The organism is Paenarthrobacter sp. AT5 (assembly GCF_032764245.1).
Classification (GTDB): Bacteria; Actinomycetota; Actinomycetes; order Actinomycetales; family Micrococcaceae; genus Arthrobacter; species Arthrobacter ureafaciens.
On record NZ_CP136442.1, the window covers coordinates 31,752 to 56,284 of the forward strand.

The 24,533-nt window shown below is 60.6% G+C and carries 14 protein-coding genes and 4 pseudogenes; 8 read left to right on the plus strand and 10 right to left on the minus strand.

Annotation, left to right across the window (positions count from 1 at the left end; genetic code table 11):
- The first annotated feature begins 78 nt into the window (after nucleotides 1-78).
- The 3 genes from RI444_RS21985 to RI444_RS21995 all read left to right on the plus strand — a co-directional run bounded on the left by RI444_RS21985 (nucleotide 79) and on the right by RI444_RS21995 (nucleotide 4,483).
- Nucleotides 79-1,626: an IS91-like element ISPps1 family transposase gene (locus RI444_RS21985; RefSeq protein WP_008328818.1), complete on the plus strand. Its 1,548-nt coding sequence runs from the start codon at nucleotides 79-81 to the stop codon at nucleotides 1,624-1,626.
- 552 nt (nucleotides 1,627-2,178) lie between these two features.
- Complete coding sequence (locus tag RI444_RS21990; RefSeq protein ID WP_011117162.1) at nucleotides 2,179-3,519, plus strand: NCS2 family permease; 1,341 nt, start codon at nucleotides 2,179-2,181, stop codon at nucleotides 3,517-3,519.
- Between the two features lie 388 nt (nucleotides 3,520-3,907).
- On the plus strand, nucleotides 3,908-4,483 hold the full coding sequence (locus tag RI444_RS21995; protein WP_011117161.1) for a TetR/AcrR family transcriptional regulator: 576 nt from the start codon (nucleotides 3,908-3,910) through the stop codon (nucleotides 4,481-4,483).
- Here RI444_RS21995 and RI444_RS22000 read toward each other — a convergent pair.
- Both RI444_RS22000 and RI444_RS22005 read right to left on the minus strand, forming a co-directional pair.
- Nucleotides 4,470-5,942 (minus strand): amidohydrolase, encoded by a 1,473-nt coding sequence (locus tag RI444_RS22000; protein ID WP_243543046.1) that lies wholly within the window; start codon nucleotides 5,940-5,942, stop codon nucleotides 4,470-4,472. The genes RI444_RS21995 and RI444_RS22000 overlap by 14 nt on opposite strands.
- A gap of 140 nt (nucleotides 5,943-6,082) precedes the next feature.
- Nucleotides 6,083-7,396 (minus strand): annotated as a pseudogene (locus RI444_RS22005) (Tn3-like element IS1071 family transposase); the annotation flags it as partial.
- Nucleotides 7,397-7,532: 136 nt separating this feature from the next.
- Between RI444_RS22005 and RI444_RS22010 the strand changes: the two are divergent.
- The 4 genes and pseudogenes from RI444_RS22010 to atzC form a co-directional block, all read left to right on the plus strand.
- A pseudogene (locus tag RI444_RS22010) lies at nucleotides 7,533-8,747 on the plus strand (dihydrolipoyl dehydrogenase family protein); the annotation flags it as partial.
- A 108-nt stretch (nucleotides 8,748-8,855) separates the two neighbouring features.
- Nucleotides 8,856-10,403, plus strand: coding sequence for an IS91-like element ISPps1 family transposase (locus RI444_RS22015; protein WP_008328818.1), 1,548 nt, complete (start codon nucleotides 8,856-8,858; stop codon nucleotides 10,401-10,403).
- Nucleotides 10,404-10,593: 190 nt separating this feature from the next.
- Nucleotides 10,594-10,839 (plus strand): annotated as a pseudogene (locus RI444_RS22020) (DUF1116 domain-containing protein); the annotation flags it as partial.
- Nucleotides 10,840-10,934: 95 nt separating this feature from the next.
- Nucleotides 10,935-12,158 (plus strand): N-isopropylammelide isopropyl amidohydrolase, encoded by a 1,224-nt coding sequence (atzC, locus tag RI444_RS22025; protein ID WP_011776997.1) that lies wholly within the window; start codon nucleotides 10,935-10,937, stop codon nucleotides 12,156-12,158.
- Between the two features lie 197 nt (nucleotides 12,159-12,355).
- On the opposite strand, the gene RI444_RS22030 is transcribed toward atzC, so the two are convergent.
- Nucleotides 12,356-13,324: an IS5 family transposase gene (locus RI444_RS22030; RefSeq protein ID WP_011117176.1), complete on the minus strand. Its 969-nt coding sequence runs from the start codon at nucleotides 13,322-13,324 to the stop codon at nucleotides 12,356-12,358.
- Nucleotides 13,325-13,434: 110 nt separating this feature from the next.
- Between RI444_RS22030 and RI444_RS22035 the strand changes: the two genes are divergently transcribed.
- Nucleotides 13,435-13,941 carry a hypothetical protein gene (locus RI444_RS22035; protein ID WP_152343111.1) on the plus strand — a complete coding sequence of 169 codons (507 nt, stop codon included), beginning with the start codon at nucleotides 13,435-13,437 and terminating at the stop codon, nucleotides 13,939-13,941.
- A gap of 1,056 nt (nucleotides 13,942-14,997) precedes the next feature.
- Here RI444_RS22035 and RI444_RS22040 read toward each other — a convergent pair.
- The 7 genes and pseudogenes from RI444_RS22040 to RI444_RS22065 all read right to left on the minus strand — a co-directional run bounded on the left by RI444_RS22040 (nucleotide 14,998) and on the right by RI444_RS22065 (nucleotide 24,324).
- Nucleotides 14,998-15,420, minus strand: a complete 423-nt coding sequence (locus tag RI444_RS22040) for a DUF1775 domain-containing protein (RefSeq protein ID WP_021474422.1) — start codon at nucleotides 15,418-15,420, stop codon at nucleotides 14,998-15,000.
- A gap of 59 nt (nucleotides 15,421-15,479) precedes the next feature.
- Nucleotides 15,480-15,584, minus strand: a pseudogene (locus RI444_RS23140) (nuclear export factor GLE1); the annotation flags it as partial.
- A gap of 518 nt (nucleotides 15,585-16,102) precedes the next feature.
- The gene (gene acs, locus RI444_RS22045; RefSeq protein ID WP_021474420.1) at nucleotides 16,103-18,058 is read right to left on the minus strand and encodes an acetate--CoA ligase; all 1,956 of its coding nucleotides are present in this window, start codon (nucleotides 18,056-18,058) and stop codon (nucleotides 16,103-16,105) included.
- Between the two features lie 37 nt (nucleotides 18,059-18,095).
- Nucleotides 18,096-18,761, minus strand: coding sequence for a DUF5134 domain-containing protein (locus tag RI444_RS22050; RefSeq protein WP_021474419.1), 666 nt, complete (start codon nucleotides 18,759-18,761; stop codon nucleotides 18,096-18,098).
- 120 nt (nucleotides 18,762-18,881) lie between these two features.
- Nucleotides 18,882-20,369 (minus strand): ethanolamine permease, encoded by a 1,488-nt coding sequence (gene eat, locus RI444_RS22055; RefSeq protein WP_021474418.1) that lies wholly within the window; start codon nucleotides 20,367-20,369, stop codon nucleotides 18,882-18,884.
- Nucleotides 20,370-20,656: 287 nt separating this feature from the next.
- Nucleotides 20,657-22,591, minus strand: coding sequence for a primary-amine oxidase (locus RI444_RS22060; protein WP_021474417.1), 1,935 nt, complete (start codon nucleotides 22,589-22,591; stop codon nucleotides 20,657-20,659).
- A gap of 209 nt (nucleotides 22,592-22,800) precedes the next feature.
- Nucleotides 22,801-24,324, minus strand: coding sequence for an aldehyde dehydrogenase family protein (locus RI444_RS22065; protein ID WP_021474416.1), 1,524 nt, complete (start codon nucleotides 24,322-24,324; stop codon nucleotides 22,801-22,803).
- Nucleotides 24,325-24,533: the final 209 nt, after the last annotated feature.

Here is a 24,533-nt window from a genome sequence, read left to right on the forward strand (position 1 = left end):
GAACTGGCGACGGTTCGGGCCTTGTGCTTTGCGTACCCAAACAATCGCCGCAGAATACTGTGCATTTGTACAGCATTCATGTCAGCCACTTCCAAGCCCAAGCTCTACAACCCACGCCACCCCGAACGCACGCTGCTGTACCAAACGGTAGCCGAGCACTACGAGACCTGGCTAGAGTTGGCCAGCGCGGGTCAGTTCGACGGCCAGGGCGACCACCACACCCCCAAGCCCTTCGTGCGCAAAGCGTTTGCCAAGTATCTTGAGTGCGGCATCTTTGCCCATGGCTTTGCCCGCGCTCGCTGCGGCGACTGTGGGCACGACTACTTTGTAGCCTTCTCCTGCAAAGGCCGGGGAGTCTGCCCCTCGTGCACCACCCGGCGCATGGTGGAGACAGCAGCGCACCTGAACGATCACGTATTCCCCCGCCTGCCGGTGCGCCAGTGGGTGCTCTCCGTGCCCAAGAGGTTGCGGTACTTCATGCAACGCGACGGAGCGGTGCTGAGCATGGTGCTGCGCATCTTTCTGCGGGTGATCGCACAAACTCTGCAGACCCACAGCCCCGGTGCGGCCCATATGGACAAGGCAGGCCTGCACATCGGTGCCATCGCCTTCATTCACCGATTCGGCTCCAGCCTCAATGAACACGTCCACTTCCACGTTTGTGTGGTGGACGGGGTGTTTGAGGAAGTGGAGGGCGAGGGCGATGCTGATGCGACCCCTCGAATCTCATCGCCGGGTGTCATCTTTCACGCGGCCACCGGCATCGATGCGGCTACCGTGGCCCCAGTGCAGACCACACTGCAAAAACGCATCCTGCGCGCCTTCGTTGCTCGGGGCCTGCTGGAGAACTGTGACGCCAAAGACATGCTGGGCTACAAACACAGCGGCTTCTCGGTGGACGCCGGTGTCTGCATCGAAGCCCACGACCGCGCTGCGCTGGAGCGGCTGCTGCGCTATTGCGCGCGTCCACCGTTTTCCATGGAGCGCCTACGCAAAGAGGGAAGCAAACTGGTGTACCGCTGTGCCAAACAGCGCAGCGAGCCCACCAGTGACAAGCGTGGTGCCAAGGCAGATGAGCTGCACCTCACACCGCTGGAACTGATCGACCGCATCGCCGCGCTGGTGCCACCGCCACGCACCCACCGGCACCGCTACTTTGGTGTGCTGGCACCAAACTCGCCGCTGAGAGCGGCGGTAACGGCGCTGGCCCAGCCTGCTGCGTCGCAACCAGCCACGGTGGAGACTGCACAACCTGGCGCGGGCGTACCTGGGGTGGCGGCGCCGGGCAACGCGGCCACACCCACACCCGAACCTGAAGCACGCCCGAAGCGAGCGGCGCATTACTTGTGGGCGGTGCTGATTGCCCGCATCTACGAGGCATTTCCGCTGCTGTGCCCCATGTGCGGTGGGCAGATGCGCATCATTGCCTTCATCACCCACAGCGCCGAAATCCGCCACATCCTGAACCACATCGGGGTGGAGTCTGCCCCCCCGCACATCACCCCGGCACGCGGGCCACCGCTGTGGGAGGGCTGCGACGCGCCGGTGGATGATGGTGCGCAAGGCGAGCCGGATTGGGATCTGGCAGCTCAACCCGACGAGGTAGACCAGCGCGTCAATTGGTGACCCAGTGAAGCGGCGGTATCCATCGCTGCGGGGAAGCAGCTGCGCGCGCGCCAGGCCCAAATGCATACTGCCTCCCAAGCTCTTGCCATTGAGCGGCAAGCGAGCGCTCAACCTTCCTTGGCCGAACGTGTTTCGAGGCCCAAAACTCGTGCCATACTTGGCCTCATGCGGTTGAATTTCCTATCCGTGAACCCTTCAGCACTGTTGTGCATGGGCCATGGCAGTTCTGACGTCTGACGTGAACACGCAACACGAATGCAAGAGCATCCTGCCGAGGCCCGGTGCACTGCGGTTGCGTCTGACGTCTGACGTGCAGCGTCTAACGTGCAACGTCTGGCGTCTGATCCTTTACAACAGGTCAGACAATCACAGTCTGAACAATGTGCACAAACCCTTGTCCTGGCACAGATCAAAGCGGAACAACAGCCGTCGGTACGCAATTTGCAGACCATTTGGACAGGTTTTCAAAACCATCCGCTGCTGCCACTGCTCCCGAGGCTGCCCTTGAACAAGTCTGCTGATACCGCCGCGCCCGACTGCACCCCTACCCCCATGCCTACCCCGATGGAGCGGGTGGACCGCTTTTTCGAACTGAGTTCCCGGGGCACTACCGTGCAGCGGGAGTTGCTGGCGGCGGTGACCACCTTTGCCACCATGTCCTACATCCTGGTGGTGCATCCACTGATCATGTCCGATGCCGGCATGGACAGAGCCCAGGTGCTCACCATCACCGCCGTGGTGGCGGGGGTTTTTTCCATTCTGATGGGGCTCATGGCCAATCTGCCCATCGCCGTGGCGCCCGGCATGGGCGCCAATGGACTGGTGGCCTACACCCTCATTCTGGGCCTTGGCGTGCCCTGGCAGGGCGCGCTGGGGCTGGTGTTCTGGAGCGGGGTGGTGTTTCTTGTCCTCACCCTCACCGGCATCCGGCGGCTGCTGCTCGATGCCTTCCCCGATGCCCTGCGCCGGGCGCTGACGGCGGGCATCGGTCTTTTCATCATGTTCATCGGCCTCAAAACGGCGGGCATTGTGGTGGCGGCCCCGGCCCCCTCCCTGGTGCAGATCGGCGTGGTCACGGCACCCACGGTGCTGCTGGCGCTGTCCGGCATCCCGATTGTCATGGGACTCATGGCCCGGCGGGTGCCCGGGGCGATCATTCTCACCATCATACTGCTCACCGCCATCGGCTTTTTTATCCCCACAGCCACAGGTTCCCTGACTCCGATGCCGAGCGCCGCCCTGGCCCAGCCGACAGGCTTTGGTGACCTGTGGCTGGCGCTCGATTTTGGCTATCTGTGGTCGCATCTCGGCATTGCCCTGCCAGCCATGCTGTCCCTGGTGTTCATGGACCTGTTCAGCTCCCTCGCGGCCATGAACGCCCTGTGCCAGCGGGCCGGTCTTGTCGATGACCAGGGCGCGATGCTGAAGCCGACCGAGGCCCTGTCGGCGGATGCCATGGCCGCCATCGGCGCCTCCCTGGCGGGCACCTCCACCGCCATCTGTTTCGGCGAATCCGCCGCCGGTATCGAAAGTGGCGGGCGCACCGGCCTTGTCGCCATTTTCGTGGGCCTGTTCTTTTTCCTGGCCCTGTATCTGAACCCGCTGATTCTTATCATTCCCGCCGAGGCCTCGGCCCCGGCACTGGTGTTCATTGGCCTCTTGATGTTCGTGGAAGTGGCGCGCATCGATTTTTCCGATGTCATCACCGGCGGCGCTGCCACCCTGACCCTGATCCTGATGGCGGTTACCTCCATCAGCGATGGCATGGCCATAGGGCTGATCGTCTACGCCATCGCCATGGTGATCACCGGCCGCGCCCGCCAGGTACACCCCATCGCCTACGGTCTTGCCGTGGTGCTCGGCGCCTACTACGTACTGCTGCCGCCGCTATGAGCCGAGGCGTTGTGACTGTGGGCCTTGGCTTTGTGACCGCAGTTACCGGATAATCCCTCGCCATCACCGGGGTTGGTCTTGCAAGGAGATTGGTCTTGCAACGGATTGGTATTGCAAGACCTCCGCCAGTGAAAACATCCCTGTCCCGTAGCAAGATCCGGTGCATCGCAACCATTGCCATGCAGATCGGGAGCTGCCTATCATCGAGAGCTAGTTATCATCGAGAGCTGGTTATCATCGAGAGCTGCGCATTATCGAGTTATCGAGAGCTCTCCATGATCAGGGCTGCCCATGCCTGGCTCGCCAGGCCGAACATTGAAACTCGAATAGTCAAGCTCGAACAGTCAAGCTCGAACATTGCGCTCTTCTGAATTATTGACGGTATGACATGACCAAAGAACCAGGCACCAGAGCTCTTGAAACCCGGAAAAGAATCATTGCTGCGGCACTTGAACTCACCCTGCGACAGGGTGAAAGCGGCATCACCATGACCGAGATCTACAAGCTGGCAAACATTTCCAGAACTTCCCTGTACCGCCACTTCAGCACTGTCGAAGAAATCCTGACCAGCATCTATTTAAAGATCAGAAGCGAATTTGAATCGGGCCTGCAAAATGCCATAGAGGCAAACCCTTCGGCGGAAAACCGGCTGGATGTGGTGACAGATTACCTGCACCACTTCTTTACCAGTGACCTTGCCCAGAAGCTCAGCGCCGCCAATACCAGCTACCTGAAAAAATTGAGCCTTATCAGTTTCGATGCCCGGGTCGACATGTACAAAAAAGTTCTGGGGCCGTATTTCGACATTGCCGAACAGCAAAAAGGCGCGCCGGTGGACCGGGATCTGGTCGCCTATTTCATCACCCACTACTATGCATCCATGGCACTCTACGGGGGTTATGGTAGACCCGAGGCAATAAACCTTTTGCTCAAGAAACTCATCACCGGCCTCAGCATGGTGTGACACCGGTGCCCCGTCGAAGGGCTGCCACCAAAGGATCGCCGTAAATCACCCGGCGAAACACCTCGTCCGCAGCCCGGGCCAGCTCCATTTCATCAAGGCCCGGAAATTCACCGTTGCGCCACACCACCTTGCCGTTGATCACGGTCATGTCCACGGGGCCGGAAAAACCCACTTTCGCGGGCAGGCTCCGTGGATCGTGGTTGGCGCCGATGTATTCGATCCGGTTCAGATCGACGGCAAAGAAATCCGCAGCCCTGCCCACGGCGAGGGCGCCGAGATCAGGCCGGTTGAGGCAATCCGCACCACCCTGGGTGGCCATGCGCAGAAAGTCATAGGGAGCTGGCACCGGATGCTGGCGCTCACTGGCCTTCAGGCACTGGAGCAGGTAGGCAAGGCGGATGCACTCGGCGAGGTTCGAGCTGTCGTTGGAGGCGTGGCCATCCACCCCAAAGCCCACCCGCACACCTGCCGCCGCCATGGCGGGAATGTCGGTGACTTCGGCACCCACCAGAAACACCGGCGCCGGGCAATGGGCAACACCGGTGCCGGTGGCGGCAAGGCGGGCGATGTCCGCTGCGGTGAATTCCAAGCCGTGGGCGAGCCACACATCCGGCCCGACAAAGCCCCGGTTTTCGCACCAGTCGAGGCTGCGCTCGCCAAAACGGGCCACCATGGCGGGGGTTTCCCCCTCCCCCAGATGGGTGTGCAGGCTCACCCCCAGGTGGCGGGCCAGACGGGCAGACTCGACGAAGGTTTCCGGGTTGGCAATCACCGGCGAGCTGGGCGCCACCACCACCCGCTGCATGGCGAAGGGCCGCGGGTCATGAAAGCGGCTCACCAGGCGTTCGCAATCGGCAAGAAAAGTATCGGTGCTCTCCCGCATGGCATCGGGAATGGTGCTGCCCTCCGCCATCGGCAGGGTGATGCAGCCGCGCCCGGCGTGAAAACGCAGCCCCAGCAGGTTAGCGGCATCAAACTGGCGGTCCACCAGAAAGGGTCCACCCCGGCGGCTGTAGTTGTACTGGTGATCAAACGCGGTGGTGCAGCCGTGCTTGATCAGCTCCGCCATGGACACCACTGTGCTGTGGTAGATGCAGTCTTCATCCACCAGGGCAAACACCGGGTAGATCTTGCGCAGCCAGGCCAGCACATCAAGCTGGGTCCAGTCGAGGGGGGCAAGATTGCGGACAAAGGCCTGAAAAAAATGGTGATGGGTGTTGATCAGCCCCGGATAGGCGGTCAGCCCCCGGCAGTTCACCACCTCAACACCCTGTTCCTGGCCAACGCCAATTGGGGCCAGAGTTCGGGGCAGATCCGGGCCAAGGCCAATAATCTCCCCGTCTCTCACCAGAATATCGACGCCATTAAGCACCGTGCCCGCGACATCCCCGGTGACCAGCTGGTGAAACCCGGTGTAAAGAGTAACGGCAGCTTTTGCAGGTGTGGCGGTGTGGCTCATGGTATCTCCCTTTTTCTGGTAAACCTGTCTGATGGCATGGTTTCACGAAACACCGGTGTTTGTCAACGTAGTTGTCGTGTAGACCGTGTTTTTATGCAGCCTCGTTCAACTGCATTTCTTGCCTCTCCGGATTGAGTGTGTTCCCGGTCTGGGCTGGAGATCGAAACCTGCCAGATCATTCCCAGACTTGGTGCCACCACTTCAACTGGCAGCTTTCTGGATCCTTTGAGATATAAAGCTTGCAGCTTGGCAAGGTACTCGATGGCAGGATGCTCGCCGGTGGCCTGCCAGGGCAGCTTTGCAATGGCGACGAGCAACGACCGCACGGGGCGAATTCCATCAATCAATCCCTCGCGGACCAGGGAGGCCCTGCTCGGTGGTTTGCGTTTCTGGGTTTCGGTGATCAAGGCTTCAAGACGGGCACGCAACTCAGCATCTGGCACCGCACCTTGCGCGCTCAAGGCAACAAGTTCGCCGAGCAGCGTTTTGTACATTGCGGCCCAATTGACGGTAGCGGGGACATCGGCGGCAGCCTGACGCCACAGATCGGCGATCCGGCGCTGCACCATAAGGATCAACTGGTCTGTGGTGGTGAACAGGCAATACCGAAGAAAGCATGCGACCTCCACGGTGCGCGCTGGCTCTTTGATCTTGGCTCCGGCTGAGGGCGGCCTGGAGACAAGTCGGCGCGCGTAGCGGCGCAAGATGAGATCGGGGATGTCTGCCAGGTGCTTATGAACGTCCAGCGTGTAAAGCAGGTCGATGCGCTCCAGTACCTCGCTGATTTGGCGGGTTGAGTGTTTCGCCGGTGCAGCCCATAGCCAACTCTGCTGGGTTTGTCCATCTGGGCGCAGCTCTGAAACTGAGGCTCGCCAGCGATCAAGTGTTGCTGGATCAACGCTGGCGGCGATGGCGGTGCCTGTTTCAACTTCAAGCTGGGCAAGTGCCGCCGCAATCAGTGTCCGAATTGCCCGCTCGTGCACGATCACCAGCTTGTTCTTGTACAGCCATTGACGCGCCCGCACGAGTAGCTGATCGCGGTCGGCGCAGCGCGCCACTTCGTCGCGCAGTTCACGTACCAGTGAGCGGCGCTGGTGCTCGCTCATCCACTGGAATCCAAGGACCGTGCAGGCTACTTGTTGGTGATCGAATAGCGTGCGCCCGCGTTCATACATGGCTCTCAGCGAGGCGACTTCTGGTGCTGCAATGCCAAGCTCGTTGCCAAGGTGGCGCCACAAGGCTACTGGAATTACCCGAAAGGCACCGAGCAAACGCCCACTCATGCGCAGGAAACCAATATGGAGCGCCAGACCAAGCTTGTGGGAATCACCTCGGCGTGCATTGATTGCGTCGCGCTCGGCACCATCGAAGGTGAAAAATGCCTTCATCTCGAAGTCGCTGATATCGCGGGGGAGCCCACGCATCCCCAAAAACGTTGTGTGCCAACCCTGCATCGTGAACCTCAAAAGTGGGAGGCCACCATACCCGTTTACAAAGCGAACAGGAAAGTCAATGAAATCAACGGTCTACCCAGACCACCCCCGCGCCAGTGCTAGCTTTGCGTACCGTCACTTATTGCACTGAAAACGAGGAGACCCCGCCATGGCCAAAATGCGCAAGGTCACCACCGTTCGCGGCTACGGTGCCTTTGTCGGCGCCAACCACCTCGAAGTGGAAGAAACCACCGGCACGGGCCAGGAGAAGACGGGCACCAAGAAGGTCATCGCCTTCAAGCGCGCCATCATCGCCGCTGGCAGCCAGGCCGTGCGCCTGCCGTTCATGCCCAACGACCCGCGCGTGGTCGATTCCACCGGCGCGCTGGCGCTCAGCGGCGTGCCCAAACGCATGCTCATCCTGGGCGGCGGCATCATCGGCCTGGAAATGGGCACGGTGTACAGCACCCTGGGCGCACGCCTGGATGTGGTGGAAATGATGGACGGCCTGATGCAGGGCGCCGACCGCGACCTGGTCAAGATCTGGCAGAAGATGAACGCCAAGCGCTTCGACAACATCATGTTGAAGACGAAAACCGTGGGTGCCGAGGCCACACCTGAAGGCATCAAGGTCACATTCGCGCCAGCGGAAGAGGGCGGCACCACCCCCGAACCCCAGGTGTACGACCTGGTGCTGCAGGCCGTGGGCCGCACGCCCAACGGCAAGAAGATTGCCGCTGAAAAGGCCGGCGTGGCCGTGACGGACCGCGGTTTCATCAACGTCGACATCCAGATGCGCACCAACGTGCCGCACATCTTCGCCATCGGCGACATCGTCGGGCAGCCCATGCTGGCGCACAAGGCGGTGCATGAGGCACACGTGGCGGCAGAAGTGATTGCCGGTGAACTGCAAGGCAACAAAGAGCTGGCAAGCGCCGCCTTCAACGCCCGCGTGATCCCAAGCGTGGCCTACACCGACCCTGAAGTGGCTTGGGTGGGCCTGACGGAAGACCAGGCCAAGGCCCAAGGCATCAAGGTCAAGAAGGGCCTGTTCCCCTGGACGGCCTCGGGCCGCGCCATTGCCAACGGCCGCGACGAAGGCTTCACCAAGCTGCTGTTCGACGACAGCCCCGAAGCAGGATCAGGAGACGGCCATGCTGGCCGGGGCCACGGCAAGATCCTGGGCGGTGGCATGGTCGGCACCCACGCGGGCGACATGATCGGAGAGATCGCGCTGGCTATCGAGATGGGTGCGGACGCAGTGGACATCGGCAAGACCATCCACCCGCATCCGACGCTGGGCGAGAGCATCGGCATGGCGGCGGAAGTGGCGCATGGCAGCTGCACGGATGTGCCGCCTGCGCGCAAGTAAGTCCGCAGCCAAGCTACCCTGACAAGGCCCGAACTGGCGACGGTTCGGGCCTTGTGCTTTGCGTACCCAAACAATCGCCGCAGAATACTGTGCATTTGTACAGCATTCATGTCAGCCACTTCCAAGCCCAAGCTCTACAACCCACGCCACCCCGAACGCACGCTGCTGTACCAAACGGTAGCCGAGCACTACGAGACCTGGCTAGAGTTGGCCAGCGCGGGTCAGTTCGACGGCCAGGGCGACCACCACACCCCCAAGCCCTTCGTGCGCAAAGCGTTTGCCAAGTATCTTGAGTGCGGCATCTTTGCCCATGGCTTTGCCCGCGCTCGCTGCGGCGACTGTGGGCACGACTACTTTGTAGCCTTCTCCTGCAAAGGCCGGGGAGTCTGCCCCTCGTGCACCACCCGGCGCATGGTGGAGACAGCAGCGCACCTGAACGATCACGTATTCCCCCGCCTGCCGGTGCGCCAGTGGGTGCTCTCCGTGCCCAAGAGGTTGCGGTACTTCATGCAACGCGACGGAGCGGTGCTGAGCATGGTGCTGCGCATCTTTCTGCGGGTGATCGCACAAACTCTGCAGACCCACAGCCCCGGTGCGGCCCATATGGACAAGGCAGGCCTGCACATCGGTGCCATCGCCTTCATTCACCGATTCGGCTCCAGCCTCAATGAACACGTCCACTTCCACGTTTGTGTGGTGGACGGGGTGTTTGAGGAAGTGGAGGGCGAGGGCGATGCTGATGCGACCCCTCGAATCTCATCGCCGGGTGTCATCTTTCACGCGGCCACCGGCATCGATGCGGCTACCGTGGCCCCAGTGCAGACCACACTGCAAAAACGCATCCTGCGCGCCTTCGTTGCTCGGGGCCTGCTGGAGAACTGTGACGCCAAAGACATGCTGGGCTACAAACACAGCGGCTTCTCGGTGGACGCCGGTGTCTGCATCGAAGCCCACGACCGCGCTGCGCTGGAGCGGCTGCTGCGCTATTGCGCGCGTCCACCGTTTTCCATGGAGCGCCTACGCAAAGAGGGAAGCAAACTGGTGTACCGCTGTGCCAAACAGCGCAGCGAGCCCACCAGTGACAAGCGTGGTGCCAAGGCAGATGAGCTGCACCTCACACCGCTGGAACTGATCGACCGCATCGCCGCGCTGGTGCCACCGCCACGCACCCACCGGCACCGCTACTTTGGTGTGCTGGCACCAAACTCGCCGCTGAGAGCGGCGGTAACGGCGCTGGCCCAGCCTGCTGCGTCGCAACCAGCCACGGTGGAGACTGCACAACCTGGCGCGGGCGTACCTGGGGTGGCGGCGCCGGGCAACGCGGCCACACCCACACCCGAACCTGAAGCACGCCCGAAGCGAGCGGCGCATTACTTGTGGGCGGTGCTGATTGCCCGCATCTACGAGGCATTTCCGCTGCTGTGCCCCATGTGCGGTGGGCAGATGCGCATCATTGCCTTCATCACCCACAGCGCCGAAATCCGCCACATCCTGAACCACATCGGGGTGGAGTCTGCCCCCCCGCACATCACCCCGGCACGCGGGCCACCGCTGTGGGAGGGCTGCGACGCGCCGGTGGATGATGGTGCGCAAGGCGAGCCGGATTGGGATCTGGCAGCTCAACCCGACGAGGTAGACCAGCGCGTCAATTGGTGACCCAGTGAAGCGGCGGTATCCATCGCTGCGGGGAAGCAGCTGCGCGCGCGCCAGGCCCAAATGCATACTGCCTCCCAAGCTCTTGCCATTGAGCGGCAAGCGAGCGCTCAACCTTCCTTGGCCGAACGTGTTTCGAGGCCCAAAACTCGTGCCATACTTGGCCTCATGCGGTTGAATTTCCTATCCGTCTTATAGTACAATGGTTACAACCATGGCACGAAACGGGACAGAATTTGGAATTCGGATAAGTGGTTTAGGAACCAGATGGTTTACAGCTCCCGCTGAAATGGTTAAGGGCCTCATTTTCCCAGGGTTTACCGAAGAAGACGCCAATCCGGACATTGGTGATAGTGCTATCACCGAAACGGCCGGGATAGGAGGATTTGCCATGGCGGCGGCTCCAGCTATTACCCAGTTTGTCGGGGGCTCCGTAGAAGTACGATTATTATTCCCGAACCTAAAAAGTTAGTTTAAATCTACCAAAAAGAAGGCTCGAAGTTACAAGTCCTAGTTTAAAAAATGAGGATAAAAATGAGTAAAGATTTTGATTTAATCATTAGAAACGCCTATCTAAGTGAAAAAGACAGTGTATATGATATTGGGATTGTTGGTGACAGAATAATCAAAATAGAAGCTAAAATTGAAGGAACCGTAAAAGACGAAATTGATGCAAAGGGTAACCTTGTGTCTCCCGGATTTGTCGATGCACATACCCATATGGATAAGTCATTTACGAGCACAGGTGAAAGATTACCGAAGTTTTGGAGCAGACCTTATACAAGGGATGCTGCCATCGATGCTGCCATCGAGGATGGCTTGAAATATTATAAAAATGCTACCCACGAAGAAATAAAAAGACATGTGATAGAACATGCTCACATGCAGGTACTCCATGGGACTTTATACACCCGGACCCATGTAGATGTAGATTCAGTTGCTAAAACAAAAGCAGTGGAAGCAGTTTTAGAAGCCAAGGAAGAGTTAAAGGATCTTATCGATATACAAGTCGTAGCCTTTGCACAGAGTGGATTTTTCGTTGATTTGGAATCTGAATCATTGATTAGAAAATCCTTGGATATGGGCTGTGATTTAGTTGGGGGAGTTGATCCTGCTACGCGGGAAAATAATGTTGAGGGTTCTTTAGACCTATGCTTTAAATTAGCAAAGGAATACGATGTTGATATCGACTATCACATACATGATATTGGAACTGTTGGAGTATATTCGATAAATCGTCTTGCCCAAAAGACAATTGAAAATGGGTATAAGGGTAGAGTAACTACGAGTCATGCCTGGTGTTTTGCAGATGCTCCGTCCGAATGGCTCGATGAGGCAATCCCATTGTACAAGGATTCGGGTATGAAATTTGTTACCTGTTTTAGTAGTACACCGCCTACTATGCCGGTGATAAAGCTGCTTGAAGCTGGCATCAATCTTGGCTGTGCTTCGGACAATATCAGAGATTTTTGGGTTCCCTTTGGCAACGGTGATATGGTACAAGGGGCTCTGATCGAAACTCAGAGATTAGAGTTAAAGACAAACAGAGATTTGGGACTAATTTGGAAAATGATAACGTCAGAGGGTGCTAGAGTTTTAGGAATTGAAAAGAACTATGGGATAGAAGTTGGTAAAAAGGCCGATCTTGTTGTATTAAATTCGTTGTCACCACAATGGGCAATAATCGACCAAGCAAAAAGACTATGCGTAATTAAAAATGGACGTATCATTGTGAAGGATGAGGTTATAGTTGCCTAATAGATGCTTTTTTTGGAGCGGCACCCTAAGGATGGTCTGCACGAATCACTTTTGACCGTGGTTGCGAGTTGACTGTCATGGGAGCAAGTCGATTTGCAGTGAATCGCGGCTCCGTGTTGCTGCGAATCGCCTCTCGGTGCCCCTCAATCACCGCTTTTCTGCGGTCTTCGCTGCCTTTTGGCAGCCTGCGGGCGCACTCATCCCACCAAGCTCCCGACCTTGTTCCTCACCATCCACAGGTTGGACAGCGCGAACAGCGTCTTCAACTGCGCCGTGTTCTTCTTCAATCCCCGGTAGCGCACCTTCACGTGTCCGAACTGGCGCTTGATCACCCGAAACGGGTGCTCCACCTTCGCGCGCACACCCGCCTTGATCCGCTCGATCTTCTCAAGCAAGGCATCGGCTTCGTTGTGCTCCGTGTCCAGTGCGCGCCGCTTGCCCGGGCGCATTGCCACATGCCACGTCACACCAGGCTTGGCATCAGGACGCTTGTCCGCTCCTTGGTAGCCGGCATCGGTAAACACCACCGTCTCTTCGCCGTGCAGCAGGCTGTTGGCCTCGACGACGTCATTGACGTTGCCCGACGTTCCTTGCACCGTGTGCACCAGACCGGACTCGGCATCCACGCCGATGTGCGCCTTCATCCCAAAATACCACTGCTGTCCTTTCTTGCTCTGGTGCATCTCGGGGTCTCGCTCTCCCTCACGGTTCTTCGTCGAACTGGGAGCCGCGATCAGCGTGGCGTCCACCACCGTGCCGGCCTTGAGCAGCAGCCCCTTGGCGCTGAGCAACCCATTGACCGTGGCAAGGATCTGATCGGCCAGCTTGTGGCGCTCCAGCAGATGGCGAAAGCGCAGGATGCTGGATTCGCTGGGCATGGCATCGGCCCAGTTGGACAGGCCCGCGAAGTCACGGAACACCGGCACGTCGTGCAGCGCCTCTTCCATCGCCGGATCACTGAGATTGAACCACTGCTGCATGAAGTGGATGCGCAGCATCGCCTCTACCGCGAAGGGCTGCTGGCCGCGGTGGCCGGACTGCGGTGCATAGGGCTCGATCAGCGACACCAGTTCGCTCCAGGGAACCACGCGCTCCATCGACTCCAGGAATTCGCGCTTGCGCGTTCGCCGCGAGGTGTTCGGCAGGCCAAGGCTCGTTTGCTTCATGCTTCACATCGTCGCGGTTCATACGGATTCAGGCAACCACGGATTCGGGGGATTCGTGCAGAGATTCCCTAACGCGTAAGATTTTTACCTATTGATGTTAATTTGAGGAGATGAATAACATGGAATTTTTATTACTGGTATTACCTTTGCTGATTATTATCTTTCTTTTGGTGCGGAAGCAGCATATGTTGGTTGCGGCATTCATAGGCGGAGCCTTAGCAATTATATTGGGACGATTAGATGCAGTAGTAATTAATAAGCTTTTTACAGAAGGCATTACCAAAATGCTCGGTATGACGGTTCCAATTTTGTATGCCGCTACGGCATCAATGGTTACAAAAGCTGGTTCCATCAATTCTGTTGTAAATTTGGCTAATCATTATTTTAAAGGACGTATAGCGATACTGGCAGGTTTTATGGTTCTAATCCAGGGAGTAGCCACTTTAATGTCAGGCCGCCCTCAGCATTACGATGGAAGACATCGACCACGTCACCGCAGACTCCTGGGTGGTCTACGCGATCACCGAAGACTCCGGAGCCGCGCCGCCGCCAGCATCAGCGGACCCCTAACGGCCAACGGTAAAACCTGTCCGTTGTCAGTCCCTGCCGACCCGTAAGCTGCCATGTCTTCTGACAAAACTGCCAACTCAACTGACAACGGACATGCGGGGCTTGAAACCCCTTCTGACTAGGTCTATTGTTTCGCCGATAACATAGATTATGTCAAGTAAGATGGGCACAACAAAAGAAGCGCTTGGCGAAAGCGTTGAAATCAGTATGGCACCGCTCCCCTTCCCACGGCAACCGGAAGGAGCCCTGGCCGGTATGCATTTAAGCTTCCCGGGTTCACTGACACGTCCGACAGCGCGATATCCGTTGCGTGAACTTGTTACCGCTGAATACGTCTGAACCTGATACGCAGACGTGCCAGTATTCACCTTGCCAATGGGCGAGGCTGTGAGGGCCAGCGGGGTTTCCATCGGCAGGAATCGTCTCCCGTACCCGATCCGCCGCTGGGGTGAGGGCAGAAGGAATTTCCAGGAGGCTATGCGCCCGCCCTGGTCAGAGCTTCCATTAGGGCAGGGTCCTTGACGATGCGGACCCGGTTGACGGCGCAACCCTCGTCATCGCAGTTCTCGCCCTCCTCCTTTCACTGTTTGCAATGGCCTACAGCAAACGCAGTGCCGGCGGCAGCGAAAGAAGCCGTCGAACTCGAAAAGGAGCTACTGGAGTCACGGCACATCCGTTGGCAGCTAACCGCGCCAAACGAAGTGACGCAACCCAATTCGAGCTACTCAACCGCGGCACGAGCACCGCGCACATGGTCCGTCTGGCCCTTCCGCCCAGATACGCGAATCTCACCATCGACGGGACCAGCAGCCGGGACCTGCCAAGCGGCAAAATTAAGCGCACCGTCGATTCGATCCCCTACCCACCTGAGGACAACGCTCTAGGGCGCCCGAATGGATGTCAGAACGGATCACCGCACGGCAACCGTAAGCTCGCCGTGCGGGAACCGCCGACCGTAGTGATCGTCTCCTGCGCCGAGATTGCCGATGCGGAAGAACTGCCACGGCCGCGGCCACCGGGCGGAGCATGGCAGCGCATGCCCTGCGGGGGCCGCTTAGGTGTGGGACCGGCGCGGGAGGTAGCGTTGCTGTGGTTTCCGGCGCTTACTTGGCGGACTTGCAGGTCCGGGCCAGCGCGATGTTTGCCAGGGCCAGCTCGAGTAATCCGGCTGCCAGGCCAGTGTAGGCGGGGATGGTCGTGCTGTTGTCCCCGGCCTGTGATGCCTGGGCAATGTCCTCGAGGGACGCAGGGTCCTCGGTGCCGTCAACGTGGCCGGTGTCGGAAGCAGCGGTCAACGTGTAGGTCGGTGCGGGGGCTTCGAGCTCGTGCGGGTCCAGGCCTTCCGTGAGCAGTTCGGCCCAGTCGGTTTCGCCCTTCTCACAGGTCTGCAGCGTAGGGAAGGCCAAGGTTTCCCCGGCTTGGTCCGGGTTCTGGACCTGGATTTCGAAGGCGGCCCGGTAACCGTCCTCCAACGGGGTTTGCGCCGTGTAGACGATCTGGCCGATGTGTTTTGGTGATGGTCGCACTGTCGCGCGGCGGTCACCGGTTCAGCCAGCTCCTCCTCGACCTTCTTCATTTCCCAGCCCGGGTACACCGTGGGCTTTGCGTCCGCGATGGTGTCGGGGATGCTGATCGTAAAGCTCGTGGTCGGTGATCCTTCGCATCCATGGGAGGCGGCGAAGGTTAGCACCGAGAAGGCGCCGGCATCTGTAGTGCTCGGATTGACGGTGACGTGGGCGCTGGCCGAGGCCAGCCCCGCGGTCAGCAGGCCGGCGGTAGCTGCGGAGACTCATGAAAACCTTTCACTGCGCACAGGGCATCCTGGTCTGCCCTGAATACTGATGGAAGCGGAGTATCAGCCTGAAGTTAAACGAGGCACCAAATTCGTGGTTCATCGTCGCGGTGAAGCAGAACGCGGCCCCTTCCTTCGTCGAGCCAAACCCAGAAAACGTCAGGATTTTCGATGGGTCCGTCCACTGTTCCTGTCTGCAGGTTTTCTCCTTGCCTTCGAATAGCGACGCGGTCGGCTGCCTCCAGTGTGTCCCACTGCGAGTCGGTCAAAAGGCGAAGGGAGAGGCCATCCGATATTGCTGCTCCGAATTGGAAGCTTGGGGCGGAGTCTTCGTATTGGATACCGTCGGTTTCGGGCTCTGTCATGCTGTTGTTCACGATCCGGGTTCGGTGGAGACTGATGGCGTAACCAACCAGCTACTTGCGCAAGGTGGCAGTGATTTGCTGCATCACGGTGTTGTCGGCCAGGGTGCTGGCGTCGCCGGTTTCGCGGCCTTCGGCGATGTCCTTGAGCAGGCGGCGCATGATCTTGCCGGAGCGGGTCTTGGGCAGTTCCGGCACCACCAGGATCTGGCGCGGTTTGGCGATCGGACCGATCTCCTTGCCCACATGGTTGCGCAGGGTGGTGACGATCTCCGGGTCTTCGACGGCATTGCCGCGCAGGATCACGAACGCCACGACTGCTTCACCCGTGGTCTCGTCCGCTGCGCCGACGACGGCGGCTTCGGCCACTGAGGGATGGCTCACCAAGGCGGATTCGATTTCGGTGGTGGACAGGCGGTGACCGGAGACGTTCATGACGTCGTCGACGCGGCCGAGGAGCCAGAAGTCGCCGTCGTTGTCCTTCTTGGCGCCGTCGCCGGCGAAGTACATGTTGTCGAAGCGGGACCAGTAGGTCTCCTTGTAGCGTTCCGGGTCGCCCCAGATGCCGCGGAGCATGGCCGGCCACGGCTTGCGGATGACCAGGTAGCCGCCATGGCCGTTGGGCACCGACTGGCCCATCTCGTCAACGACGTCGACGGCGATGCCGGGCACCGGGGTCTGGGCCGAACCGGGTTTGGTTTCCGTGATGCCGGGCATCGGGGCGATCATGTGCGCGCCGGTTTCGGTCTGCCACCAGGTGTCCACGATCGGGGCCTTGTCGCCGCCGATGACGCGGCGGTACCACATCCAGGCTTCCGGGTTGATCGGCTCGCCTACGGAGCCGAGGACCCGGATGGAGGACAGGTCGAACTTCGCCGGAATGTCTTCGCCCCACTTCATCATGGTGCGGATCGCCGTGGGCGCGGTGTACATAATGGAGACCTTGTACTTCTCCACCAGTTCCCACCAGCGGCCCTGGTGGGGGGTGTCCGGTGTGCCCTCGTACATCAACTGGGTGGCGCCGTTGATCAGCGGCGCGTAGGTCACGTAGGTGTGGCCGGTGACCCAGCCGATGTCCGCGGTGCACCAGTACACGTCGGTCTCGGCGTGCAGGTCGAAGGTGGCCTTGTGCGTGAACGCGCTCTGGGCCAGGAACCCGCCGGTGGTGTGCAGGATGCCCTTGGGCTTGCCGGTGGTGCCGGAGGTGTACAGGATGAACAGCGGGTGCTCGGCGTCATGCGGCACCGGCGTATGGTCCGCGGATGCGGACTCCACCACTTCATGCCACCAGCGGTCGCGGCCCTCGTGCCAGTCCACGGGCTCGCCGTTGCGCTTGACGACAACGACTTTGCTGACGGAATGGCCTTCTGCTTCCAGCGCGGAGTCCACGGCCGGCTTCAGCGGGCTGGGCTTGCCGCGGCGGTACGTGCCATCCGAGGTGACCACGAGTTTGGCCTCGGCATCATCGATGCGGCTGCGCAGGGCGTCCGCGGAAAAACCGCCGAAGACCACCGAGTGGATGGCGCCGATACGCGCGCAGGCCAGCATGGTGATGACCGCTTCCGGGATCATCGGCAGGTAGACGGCAACCCGGTCGCCCTTCGCCACGCCGAGGGACTCGAACGCGTTGGCCGCCTTCTTGACCTCATCGGTCAACTGGGCATACGTGTAGGTGCGTGTGTCGCCCGGCTCGCCCTCGAAGTAGATGGCCACCCGGTCGCCGAGCCCGTTCTCCACATGGCGGTCCAGCGCGTTGTAAGCCGCGTTCAGTGTGCCGCCGACAAACCATTTGGCAAACGGCGCATCCGACCAGTCCAGAGTCTGGGTGAAGTCTTCGTTCCAGGACAACAGTTCCCGTGCCTGCTTCGCCCAGAACGCTTCATGATCTGCATCGGCCTCCTCATAGATGCCGGGCTTGACCACCGCGTTCGCGGCGAATTCCTCGCTCGGCGCGAAGGTGTGGTCTTGCCGGTGTCGGGTGGGCGGCTTCGTCGCGGTGGTGGTGCGCACGTTGCTCCTTTTCGTGATTCTTCGGGGAGGGGAGGGTTCAGGAGTGGACTGCGATGGCGCTGAACATCAGCGCCATGGTCAGGGCGGTGCCGGCTTCGTAGGCCCGTTCGGCGGGCAGGAACCGGCGGTGGATAGACCCGGTCTGGTGGGCGGTGGACGGTGTTTTGCTGCGCGGTAACAGCAGCCAGGCCAGCATGGCTGCGGCGAAAAGTGCTGCCAGGGTCAGGGCGGCGGGCTCAAGCCATCCGATGGTGCCCGGGCCGGCGGCCGGGATGGTGAGGGCGGTTCCTTCGTTTGCGTGAGAGCCGTGTCCGTGATGTGGGACGGGGATGGCAGTGGGTGTGGGCGCGGATGTGTGCCGGGGCATGACCGCCAGCATCAGTACCATGGCCGCGAGCATCCCGGCGTGGTAGAGGCATGTGATCCGGTCGCGGCGGCCGCGGCACAGGCCTGGCATTGCGGGGTGGGCCACCGTCTGGAGCAGGAACCAGAAAGACGCCAGCGCGAATATCAGCAGTTGCGGCAGCAGCGGAAGCGGGATCTGGTGCCACACCATGCCGAGCATGCCCAGGCCCATGAGTGTATGGAGGATGTAGTTCACCCGGTTCACCAAGGTGTCCTGCCGGAGCGCTTTGGCCAGGCAAAAGAGTGTGCCTGCCCCCAGCAGCATGCTGATGGGAATGCCAAGCGGTGCTGCGAGCATCAGAATGTCCTTGTCGCCTGCGGCCGGGACAAGCCGGCGGAGATCTTGGTGGAGGGTGGCTGCGGTTTGGCGGTGAGGCGGGGCCGGCGCCGGAGTGTCCCGGGCCGGCCCCGCGGCCGCTTATACGCTCTTGGAGTCGAGTTCGGCCTCTGCCTGTTCGATGGCGGCGAATTCTTCCTCCGGCGCCTGGGCAACCAACCGGTGGCGGCTGTAGAAGGCGAAGTAGGCGATCATCACCGCATAGGCTGCGGCTGCGTAGAGCACCACCGACGGATCGACCACGAATCCTGCGGTCAGGGCGGCCATGGCGAGGACGAGCGCTGTGGCGGAGGTGAAGATTCCGCCGGGGGTGCGGTAGGGCCTCTCCAGCTTTGGCTCCCGGAACCGGAGGATGATGTGCGAGAGCATCATCAGGATGTAGGAGATCGTGGCGCCGAAGACGGAGATGAGGATCAGCAGGTCCCCGGATCCGGTCGTGGAGAGCAGGAAGCCGACGATTCCGGGGACGATCAGGGCCAGGAAAGGGACTTTCCGGCCGTTGGTCAGGGACAGCACCCGCGGGAGGTAGCCGGCGCGGGACAGGGCGAAGGTCTGCCTGGAGTAGGCGAAGGTGATGGCGAAGAAGCTCGATACCAGCCCCACGAGCCCGATGACGTTGACAAACAGGCTCAGAGGCGTGCTTCCGTTGCCGATAAGGGGTGATTCCAACGCGTCGATGAGCGGGTTGCCGGATTCCTGGAGGGCAGCGGAGCCGGCCCCTCCCGGTCCCAGCAGCAGGAGCGCGGCGGCCAGGAGGGTCAGGATGGTCACGCCACCGATGAGCCCCTTGGGTACGTCGCGTACCGGGTTGCGGGCCTCTTCTGCGGCCAGCGGAACGCCCTCGACTGCGAGGAAGAACCACATCGCATATGGCAGCGCGGCCCAGATCCCCACCACGCCGAACGGGAGGAAGGCGCTGGCTCCCCAGGCATCCGTGGGCTCGATGTTCAGGAGATTGCTCATGTCGAAATACGGAATCATTCCGACGGCCCATGCGACCAGGCCGAGGACGGCGACCACCGCGATGCCGAACATGAGCTTCAGGACCTGCTTGACGCCGTACAGGTGAAGCCCGATGAAAGCGGCGTAGAAGACCAGGTAAACGAGCGGGCCGCTGATGCCGAGCAGCGATTCAAGATAGGCTCCGATGAAGGTGACCACTGCTGCGGGGGCCAGAACGAACTCCAGCAGGATAGCCGTGCCGGTGAGGAATCCTCCCCAGGGGCCCATGGCGCGCCGGGCGAAACCGTAGCCGCCGCCGGCTGTCGGGATGATGGAGGACATTTCAGCGAGGGCGAAGCACATGGTTGTGTACATGATCGCCATCAGCGCCGTGGCGATCACCAGGCCGCCCCAGCCGGCTTGGGCCAAGCCGAAATTCCATCCTGCGTACTGGCCGGCAATGACGTACCCCACGCCGAGCCCGATCAGTAGTACGGGCCCGGCCGTGCCCCTGCGGAGCTGGCGGTGTTTCATGTAGTCGGCGCTTACGTTCTGGTACTCGACCCCGCGCTTTACATGCCTGGTCGTTGGCTGTACCGGGGGTGCATCCTGGTGTTCTCGTGACATTGGTTTTCTCCTGGGTCATCGCCCCGGCTTGCGTGGCTGTTCAGGTCACGTCGTCAGGTGCGGGAAGGGAGCTTGTCGGGCCTGGGTGGTGCGGACGGTGTTCCGGGCCGGGTGTTCTCGCGCGGCCGGAACGACGTTGCCGCTCTTCCTAGAGGAAAGGGGCAGCGGGCAGCGATGGGATGCGGCATCCCATGGACTGGTGTTACTGGGAGGACGTGTTTGGGGCGAGGCCGCGGGAGCGCCTTGGGCGGTGAAGGCTTCGGCGCTCCCGTGGCGTCGATCGGCTGTCAGTCCGTGGCGCAGCAGTGCGAGGAATCGTGTGCCGGCGCGGCGGGACGCGGCAGGGCCAGAGTCGGGTTCTGATCGAAGAAACCGTGGGGCTGGAGCATGAACCCGACATGCTGGCGCGGCATGACGGGCCAGTCTTCCAGACGCACAACGTGGTGCATGCCGAAGGTGTACCAGACCACCAGATCTTCATCAACAATATTGCGGTCAGCGGCGGTCCATGCCGGAAGGCCGTCCCCGCCGGTGCTCTGGTTGGGATATTCACCTGCAGGGAAACGTTCCGCACGGTCATAAGCGGTGACCCAAAGGTTGTTGCGGGCAAACCCGGCGCGCTTGCTCACGTAGGAGTCCTCATGAGCGGCCAGAGTGATGGCGTCCGTGGGCATCAGCCGGTAGGCCACGGGCTCATCGACGAGGTTCCGGCTGCCGTGGTTGACGATCTTCCAGAAACGGTGCTTGGATTTGTCGTCTTTTCGGATGGCTTCCTGCTCCGTTGGCAGCAGACGGTCGACCGTGTGGAAGGCATTGAGCGTGGGGTTGTCAGCAGGGATCTCCGTGTCCACTTCGTAGACCGCGTTCTGCGTACCGTCGAGTTCAAAATCCATGCGTACGTTGAAGATGTGCTGGTGGATCGGCGCGTAGAGGCCGTCGTTGTTCAGCGTCTGGCCCCACTGGTTCTTCTCCCCTGCCGGTTGGCCGGCAGTTGAGAGGATGCCGGTAGCTTTGACCAGAAACTCGATGGTGCCATCCAGGTAGAGGTGCCAGTAGAAGCCGTACTCATAATTGGCGACCGTGGCGATGAAGGAAATAACGAGTTTGCGGGAGCGCCGAACCTCCGCGGAGTTCTTACGGAAGTCAAAGTGCTTCCACATGATGCTGTCGTCTTCTTCGTGCATGCAGATGGCGTTCTTGATCGTCATCGGGTTTCCGTGGCTGTCGGAAATGATGCCATCGAAGTATTGGATTTCTCCAAGACAGTCGCAACCAAGTTTCAGCGAGTTCGCCATCACGCCGATGTTGTATTCGCCGGCGTCGAAGGCGTTCTTCTTGGATTGCACCGGTGAAGGATCACCGTAGGGTACGACCATTTCGACAAGGGAAGCCCTGTTAATAACCGAACGGTCCTGGTCCTTGTCGCGGAACTTCATCTGGTGAAGAACCAGTCCCTCACGCGGGGTGAAGCCCACGCGGAATGACCAATCGGCCCACCGGACATGGTTTCCGGTGACAGTGAATGACGGTCCCTCCGGCTGGCTGATCTCGATGGGCTTGATGTCCGTACGGGCCGGGCCGACGTGCTGGGGAAGATAATTGCCTGTGGCCCTGGGAACGTCGACGAAGCCGTTGTCCTCAATTTCTACTACTTTTCCGGAATTGAGATCATAGATCAGTACGAGGTTCTCGGCGGGGTGCGCGTAGGGGTTGTCGTCCTCGTCGAGCCGGGTAAAGACGAGGCAGCGCATCAGGCGCCGGCCTTCGGCGTCGATGCCGAAATGCCCCGCCGACCAGGGCTCGATGCAGACCAGATCAAGGTCGGTCAGACCCCGGCCTGCCAGGGCTTCGACCACCCGCGGATCCGCCTTGCAGTTGACCTCGCACTCGTCGAATTCATCCAGCATGATGGGCGGCTGCACCCCGGCCGCCAGCTCCGTCCATTGCGTGATGATGCTCGATCCGAGATCCACGACGGCCTCATAGGCCACGCCTGTGGTCCTGTCGATCAGTACCGAGTCCGCTTCACGGGCCGGGTCGGTGCCGGCCCGCAGCGTTTCTTTGGAAGGTTCGCGCAGTTCAACGCTGACAAAGCGGAACGAATCAGCCGCAGCCGGCCCGTCTTTCAGGATCGACACCGCATGCGAAATTTCCTCTCGGGACAGCGGGTCAAGCGGGTGTGCGACGTCTACGGCCGCCTGAATTTCTTCATGGACAGTCATGTCTTCTCCTTAATTATCGGATCAGGTCCGGCTTGGGGTGAAAGCAGCATCGGGACCACTGTGCGGCCCTGTCGTGCTGGGAAATTGGTTGGCGGGATCGGGCGGTACGGCGCGGGCCGGATGCGGAGACGTTTTCATCCGGCACGTCGACAGTGCCCCTGCCCCTTGCCCGGGAGCCCGCCGCGCGCGTGCTCCCGGGCAGCGGTGCTTTAGAAGAATCCGAGTTTGTTCTCGTTGTAGCTGACCAGCAGGTTTTTGGTCTGCTGGTAGTGGTCGAGCATCATGGTGTGGTTCTCGCGGCCGATGCCGGAGGACTTGTAGCCGCCGAAAGCTGCCCCGGCCGGGTAGGCGTGGTAGTTGTTGACCCACACCCGTCCGGCCTGGATTTCGCGGCCGGCGCGGTAGGCCACGTTGCCGTTGCGGGACCAGACGCCGGCGCCCAGGCCGTAGAGCGTGTCGTTGGCGATCTGAAGCGCCTCGGAGTAGTCGTTGAACCTGGCCACGGAGACTACCGGACCGAAGATCTCCTCCTGGAAGATACGCATGTCGTTGGTGCCCTCGAAGATGGTGGGCTTGACGTAGTAGCCCTCGGCCAGGTCGCCGTCGAGGATGTTCCGCTCGCCGCCGGTGAGGAGCTTCGCGCCTTCCTGCTTGCCGATGTCCATGTAGGACAGGATCTTTTCCAGCTGGTCGTTGGAGGCCTGCGCGCCGATCTGGGTTGTGGTGTCCAGCGGGTTGCCCTGGATGATTTTCTCCGTGCGCGCCAGCGCGTCGGCCATGAACGAGTCGTAGATGGAGCCCTGGACCAGCGCGCGGGAAGGACAGGTGCAGACCTCGCCCTGGTTGAAGGCGAAGAGCGCGAAGCCTTCGAGTGCCTTGTCGTAGAACGCGTCGTTTTCGGCCGCGACGTCGGAGAAGAAAATGTTCGGGCTCTTGCCGCCAAGCTCCAGCGTGACCGGAATCAGGTTCTGACTGGCGTACTGGCTGATCAGCCGGCCCGTGGTGGTCTCGCCGGTGAACGCGATCTTGCGGATCCGCGGGCTGGACGCCAGCGGCTTGCCGGCCTCAACGCCAAAGCCGTTGACCACGTTCACGACGCCGGCGGGCAGGATGTCGGCGATCAGTTCCATCAACACCAGGATGGACGCCGGAGTCTGCTCCGCAGGTTTAAGCACGACGGCGTTTCCGGCCGCCAGCGCGGGAGCCAGCTTCCAGACGGCCATCAGGATCGGAAAGTTCCAGGGGATGATCTGGCCGACCACGCCGAGCGGCTCGTGGTAGTGGTAGGCGGTGGTGTCGTCGTCCAGCTGGGAGAGGCGGCCCTCCTGCGCGCGGATGGCGGAGGCGAAGTAGCGGAAGTGGTCCGCGGCCAGCGGGATGTCGGCGGCGAGGGTCTCGCGCACGGCCTTGCCGTTGTCCCAGGTCTCGGCCACGGCGAGCATCTCCAGGTTGTCCTCGATCCGGTCCGCAATCCGGTTCAGCACCGAGGCACGCTCGGCCACGGACGCTTTGCCCCAGCCCGGGGCCGCCTTATGCGCGGCGTCGAGGGCCAGATCGATGTCTTCGGCGGTGCCGCGGGCTACTTCACAAAAGGCCTTGCCGGTCACAGGGGAAATGTTCTCGAAGTACTGGCCCTTGGCCGGGGCAACCCATTCGCCGCCGATCCAGTTCTCGAAGCGGGACTTGAAGCTGACCTTCGAACCCTCGGTGCCAGGAGGCGCGTAAACCGTCATTACTTGTTCTCCTATTTTCGGAAGGACGTCTTTATCCTCGGTTTTTTACTTGTTTGCAATGCGAAAAGGGCGCACTGAAATAGCCCGAACACTTCACGGGGTTTTCTCGATTTGTCCTTTTCGTGTAGAAGGCAGCGCAGGAATCCTGCTGCTTCCCGTCCGGTGAGGTCGGGATCCAATAGCCCAAATAAAGGCGCAGATTTCTCTGC

Bases quoted from the DNA above. Each gene is read 5' to 3' on its own strand.
- atzC (WP_011776997.1), top strand. From the start codon at position 10,935: ATGAGTAAAGATTTTGATTTAATCATTAGAAACGCCTATCTAAGTGAA.
- eat (WP_021474418.1), bottom strand. From the start codon at position 20,369: ATGTCACGAGAACACCAGGATGCACCCCCGGTACAGCCAACGACCAGG.
- RI444_RS22030 (WP_011117176.1), bottom strand. From the start codon at position 13,324: ATGAAGCAAACGAGCCTTGGCCTGCCGAACACCTCGCGGCGAACGCGC.
- RI444_RS22065 (WP_021474416.1), bottom strand. From the start codon at position 24,324: ATGACGGTTTACGCGCCTCCTGGCACCGAGGGTTCGAAGGTCAGCTTC.
- RI444_RS22050 (WP_021474419.1), bottom strand. From the start codon at position 18,761: ATGCTCGCAGCACCGCTTGGCATTCCCATCAGCATGCTGCTGGGGGCA.
- RI444_RS22035 (WP_152343111.1), top strand. From the start codon at position 13,435: ATGAATAACATGGAATTTTTATTACTGGTATTACCTTTGCTGATTATT.
- RI444_RS22015 (WP_008328818.1), top strand. From the start codon at position 8,856: ATGTCAGCCACTTCCAAGCCCAAGCTCTACAACCCACGCCACCCCGAA.
- RI444_RS21990 (WP_011117162.1), top strand. From the start codon at position 2,179: ATGCCTACCCCGATGGAGCGGGTGGACCGCTTTTTCGAACTGAGTTCC.
- RI444_RS22060 (WP_021474417.1), bottom strand. From the start codon at position 22,591: ATGACTGTCCATGAAGAAATTCAGGCGGCCGTAGACGTCGCACACCCG.
- RI444_RS21995 (WP_011117161.1), top strand. From the start codon at position 3,908: ATGACCAAAGAACCAGGCACCAGAGCTCTTGAAACCCGGAAAAGAATC.
- RI444_RS22000 (WP_243543046.1), bottom strand. From the start codon at position 5,942: ATGAGCCACACCGCCACACCTGCAAAAGCTGCCGTTACTCTTTACACC.
- RI444_RS21985 (WP_008328818.1), top strand. From the start codon at position 79: ATGTCAGCCACTTCCAAGCCCAAGCTCTACAACCCACGCCACCCCGAA.